The 4,076-nt window shown below is 52.0% G+C and carries 6 protein-coding genes; all 6 read left to right on the top strand.

All coding sequences use genetic code 11. The annotated features are described in order from the left end of the window. Positions 1 to 529: hypothetical protein (locus BW989_RS12160; RefSeq protein ID WP_076588688.1), on the top strand; the 529-nt coding region annotated here is incomplete at its 5' end. Positions 530 to 597: 68 nt separating this feature from the next. Further along, on the top strand, positions 598 to 1,023 hold the full coding sequence (gene arsN2 / locus BW989_RS12165) for an arsenic resistance N-acetyltransferase ArsN2 (RefSeq protein WP_076588690.1): 426 nt from the start codon (positions 598 to 600) through the stop codon (positions 1,021 to 1,023). A gap of 102 nt (positions 1,024 to 1,125) precedes the next feature. Then, positions 1,126 to 1,449, top strand: a complete 324-nt coding sequence (locus BW989_RS12510) for a HEAT repeat domain-containing protein (RefSeq protein ID WP_129582934.1) — start codon at positions 1,126 to 1,128, stop codon at positions 1,447 to 1,449. A gap of 680 nt (positions 1,450 to 2,129) precedes the next feature. Further along, positions 2,130 to 2,501 carry a hypothetical protein gene (locus BW989_RS12170; RefSeq protein WP_165688607.1) on the top strand — a complete coding sequence of 124 codons (372 nt, stop codon included), beginning with the start codon at positions 2,130 to 2,132 and terminating at the stop codon, positions 2,499 to 2,501. A 108-nt stretch (positions 2,502 to 2,609) separates the two neighbouring features. After that, positions 2,610 to 2,972: a DUF7079 family protein gene (locus tag BW989_RS12175; protein WP_076588693.1), complete on the top strand. Its 363-nt coding sequence runs from the start codon at positions 2,610 to 2,612 to the stop codon at positions 2,970 to 2,972. Between the two features lie 167 nt (positions 2,973 to 3,139). Next, on the top strand, positions 3,140 to 3,871 hold the full coding sequence (locus BW989_RS12515) for a hypothetical protein (protein ID WP_129582936.1): 732 nt from the start codon (positions 3,140 to 3,142) through the stop codon (positions 3,869 to 3,871). Positions 3,872 to 4,076 lie beyond the last annotated feature (205 nt).

The raw sequence follows: 4,076 nt of genomic DNA on the forward strand, positions 1-4,076 counted from the left end.
CGTTCAAGCCGAACTTGCTTCGCGGCCCGGCTCATGTGGTAGCGTTTACCACATCGCCGATGCCGCTACGCAAGTCGGCTTAACTCAGGCGTTAGCTGCCACAGGAGGCTTCATGGAAGGTGAAACTCAGCGGGAGTGGGTTGAGTACAGGCAACGCAAGCGGGCTGAACGATTGTTCGAGGCCGCTCAGGTTTGGAGTGCATTGGCTGCCGGCGGAGTCGACGCTGAAACGGTGTTGGCAATTGACTTCGTTGATTTCGGGCCATCCCAGACACAGGTTGAGAAGCTGGGGCAGCACCTTGCCGAGAACTGCACTGTCACAACCGAGGCTGGCCCGGGTGACTACTGGCTGCTGAAAGGCACAACTCGTCCTTATGGGCTTACGCTGTCCGCTGCTGATCATCTCGCCTGGGTTGAGTTCATGTGTGACGTTGCTGCGGATTACGGCTGCGTGTTCTCTACCTGGTCAATGAGCGCTCCCTCGCTTGATCTCACCGTCAGCAGTGAGACATTTGAGGGTGGCAGCTAACAATTCATTCAAGCCGACGCCGCTTCGCGGCGCGGCTTAATTCAGGCGTTAGGCGACAAGGAGCACCCGTGAAGCAGCTCAAACCAAACGATAACGTTAGATCGTTGCTCGAGAAATCAGACCTGCCAACCTCAGATCTCGATACCTGTCGATCACTCAATCTCTATGGAATTGAAGAAGGAAATGTTCTTAAGGGAACAGTTGGTTACGAGCTTTATGGCCATGACATTTTGCTGCGTTCGCTTGCCGTAGACCCGGAATTTCGCGGAACTGGTTTGGGCCGTGAGTTAGTTCGTCAGGCTGAAAGCTTGGCCCGTCAAAACGGCGCACATACCGCATGGTTATTAACGACAACGGCTGAATCATTCTTCACAGAGAATGGTTATTCCAAGGTCGACAGGCAAACTGCGCCAGAAAGCATAAGGGCAACTAGCCAATTTTCATCACTATGTCCTGCCTCGTCTGCATTCATGTGTAAACGGCTTGTCGCCTAACAATTCGTTCAAGCCGAACCTGCTTCGCGGCCTGGCTTGCGTGGTAGCGTGTACCACACCGCCCGGCCGCTACGCAGGTCGGCTTAACTCAGGCGTTAGGCCATGAACCCAACAGACTCGCAAGTTGAAGAGTGGCTGTCTCAGATTCTCGATAGAGACCCTCATACCTTTGAAAATGCATACTGGGGAAACCGTCCAGATTCAAAAAAAGCAGTGCCGCGACTTATCGAGTTGCTTCCCACAGTCCACGACGCATACACTCGCGGAAAGATTCTTGAATTACTCGGGGAATCCGGTGACCCCTCTGTGGCCGCTGTGATTTCCCTCGACTTAGATCATGCTGATCAAGAAGTTCGGAAATGGGCTGGACTCGCGCTTTCTGCACTAGACAAAGGCACCCATTGGCAGCAGAAAGAGTGGCAATAATCATGGCCTAACAATTCGTTCAAGCCGACGCCGCTTCGTGGCCCGGCCTTTTGTGCTAGCTTCTAGCACAACGCCGTGCCACTACGCAGCGCGGCTTAACTCAGGCGTTAGGTGGCGGGGACACAATGCAGCGGCATCTAGTTCAACTTTTTCTCAAGTACGTTTGCCCTGCCTTTTTGCTCTTGTTCCTAGTGACTCCTGTGGTTGGGCACTTTTTTACGTGGCCCCAAGCCAACGCTTACTTAGCTGCCCAATCAGGACAGATACCGTTGCTGATTGGCTTCGGTGTCAGCTTCCCAAGCGAATCCCAGAGGCATCTGGGACGTGAGTCCCGTCAATACATCTTCATTCCAGCAGCCTTTACCAGTCCAACGTCCGTGACGATCACTCAGGTTGGGACGAAAGAACCTGTAGTTGTTGTAAACAAGTATGGCTTTGCGGTGTGGCTAGCACGCCTTTTTGCTCTTGCTGGAATAACGTGGTGGTTCTGGGCTCGCCGCAAGCGGCCCGCCACCTAACAATTCGTTCAAGCCGAACCTGCTTCGCGGCCCGGCTTATGCGGTAACGTGTACCACACCGCCGTGCCGCTAAACAGGTCGGCTTAACTCAGGCGTTAGCCGTCAAGGAAAGTTATGCGACTTCTTCTCTGTTTCGTCCTCCTCATCATGCCCGTGGCAACCATGGCTGACGGGTTTAAAAGCCAAGAGGAAGCTGTAGCACTCACAGAGCGCGCCATGAAATTGGCCGCGGAAGGCAACATTCGCGGAGGCCTAGAGCTTATACGGCCGTACTCTGTCGTTCCAACCGCAGAATTCGACTCAATGATTGGCCAGGCGGAATTACAGAGGCCCGTAATGGACAATCGTTTTGGCAAATCCATTGGCTACGAATTTGTAAGCAAAAAATCAGCAAGTCCATCGCTTGCTCGAATCACTTACCTTCAAAAATTTGATCGCCACGCCACTGTCTGGACATTCACTCTATACAACGGCAGCGAGGGGTGGGTTATCAACTCATTTCAATTCGTAGATGCCATTTCTACGGCATTTTGACGGCTAACAATTCGTTCAAGCCGAGCCCGCTTCGCGGCCTCGTTTTTGCGGTAAGTTGTACCGCAACGCTCGGCCGCTACGCAGGCCGGCTTAACTCAGGCGTTAGACGTGCGGAAATCGGTTCTCGCAACTCCAAATGATCGACTTCCACTCTGGCGCGCCTTTTCTGAATTTTTCTTGGACACCGAAATCCAAGACCACACCTATCTGTACATCGCCAAGGAAATCCAAAACTCCGGCCTGACGTTCGATGAGGCTCAGTCCGTTCTTTGGAACGAAGTATTTCCTGTTCTGAGTGGAAATCTACATTCAATAGCCGGAGTCTGGGATGGATGGCCTGATGACTGGCTACTTCAAAGACTGCGCCCTGAGCCATATGAACCACCTCGTAAGATTGGCTCAAAAGCCATAGTCCAAGAAATTGAACAATGCTGGGACAGGGCTGCTGCCAAGGCGGAGCCGCACGTCTAACAATTCGTTCAAGCCGAGCCCGCTTCGCGGCCTCGTTTTTGCGGTAAGTTGTACCGCAACGCTCGGCCGCTACGCAGACCGGCTTAACTCAGGCGTTAGGCCGCTGTTGCAACGTGCACTTCACGGCTATATCGTCTGGTTACGAATCAAGCAAGGGACGGATCACCATGGCCAGTCCTCAGCAAGTTAACAAGCGCAGCATATTTTTTCCAGCATATGCCCTGGTATTACTGGCACTAGTTTTTCTAGGCTTCTCCAGAACTTTCTACTTGAAAGCATGGTTCCCGTCGGAACCATTACCCAGCTATCTAATTATCCATGGAGTTGTTTTGACTGCATGGTTTGTATTCTTTCTTGTTCAAACACTACTTGTAAGAGCCGACAAGCTAGCCACTCATCGTCGCGTGGGAACAGTGGGGGCTGTCATTGCGGCTCTTGTTGTAGTTGTGGCGCTCACCACTGTGTTTAGCATTGTCGATCGATTTAGAAGTCTCGGCATGGACGTTGAAGCTGGCCGCGGACAAATTTCCTTCATTGTCTGGGGCAATCTCGGCGCTCTACTTGCTTACGTGACTTTTGTGATCCGCGGAATATTGAAGCGGAAGATGCCCGATTCGCACAAAAGACTAATGTTGCTTGCCTCTATTAGCATCATGTCACCTGCTTTAATCCGCATATCAGCTATTCCACCCTTAGATAAGTTCGGAGGAATTGTTTTTACGCTCGCCGGGCTCTTGACACTCACCGGTGCATTGATGATCTATGACTTCATTAACCTGAGAAAACTGCAGCTAGAAACGGCTTGGTCAGTGCCATTCTTCCTTGTTGCCCTACTTGGATCTGCATTCTTCATCCCTGGAACAGGAATAGATCATTGGTTGCTATCAAAAATTTGGTGACATACGCGAATTGCAATAAACCAAAGTGCGGCCTAACAATTCGTTCAAGCCGAACCTGCTTCGCGGTCCGGCTCATGCGGTAACGTGTACCACACCGCCGTACCGCTACGCAGGTCGGCTTAACTCAGGCGTTAGGCCGCTGGTCCGAGAATTTCCCACGTCAAGGAGATCGTGTATGAAAGTTCAAGCCACCGTCGCAATCATT

The sequence above is a fragment of the Solilutibacter tolerans genome, from assembly GCF_900155935.1.
Lineage (GTDB): Bacteria > Pseudomonadota > Gammaproteobacteria > Xanthomonadales > Xanthomonadaceae > Solilutibacter > Solilutibacter tolerans.

Bases quoted from the DNA above. Each gene is read 5' to 3' on its own strand.
- BW989_RS12510 (WP_129582934.1), top strand. From the start codon at position 1,126: ATGAACCCAACAGACTCGCAAGTTGAAGAGTGGCTGTCTCAGATTCTC.
- BW989_RS12515 (WP_129582936.1), top strand. From the start codon at position 3,140: ATGGCCAGTCCTCAGCAAGTTAACAAGCGCAGCATATTTTTTCCAGCA.
- BW989_RS12170 (WP_165688607.1), top strand. From the start codon at position 2,130: ATGGCTGACGGGTTTAAAAGCCAAGAGGAAGCTGTAGCACTCACAGAG.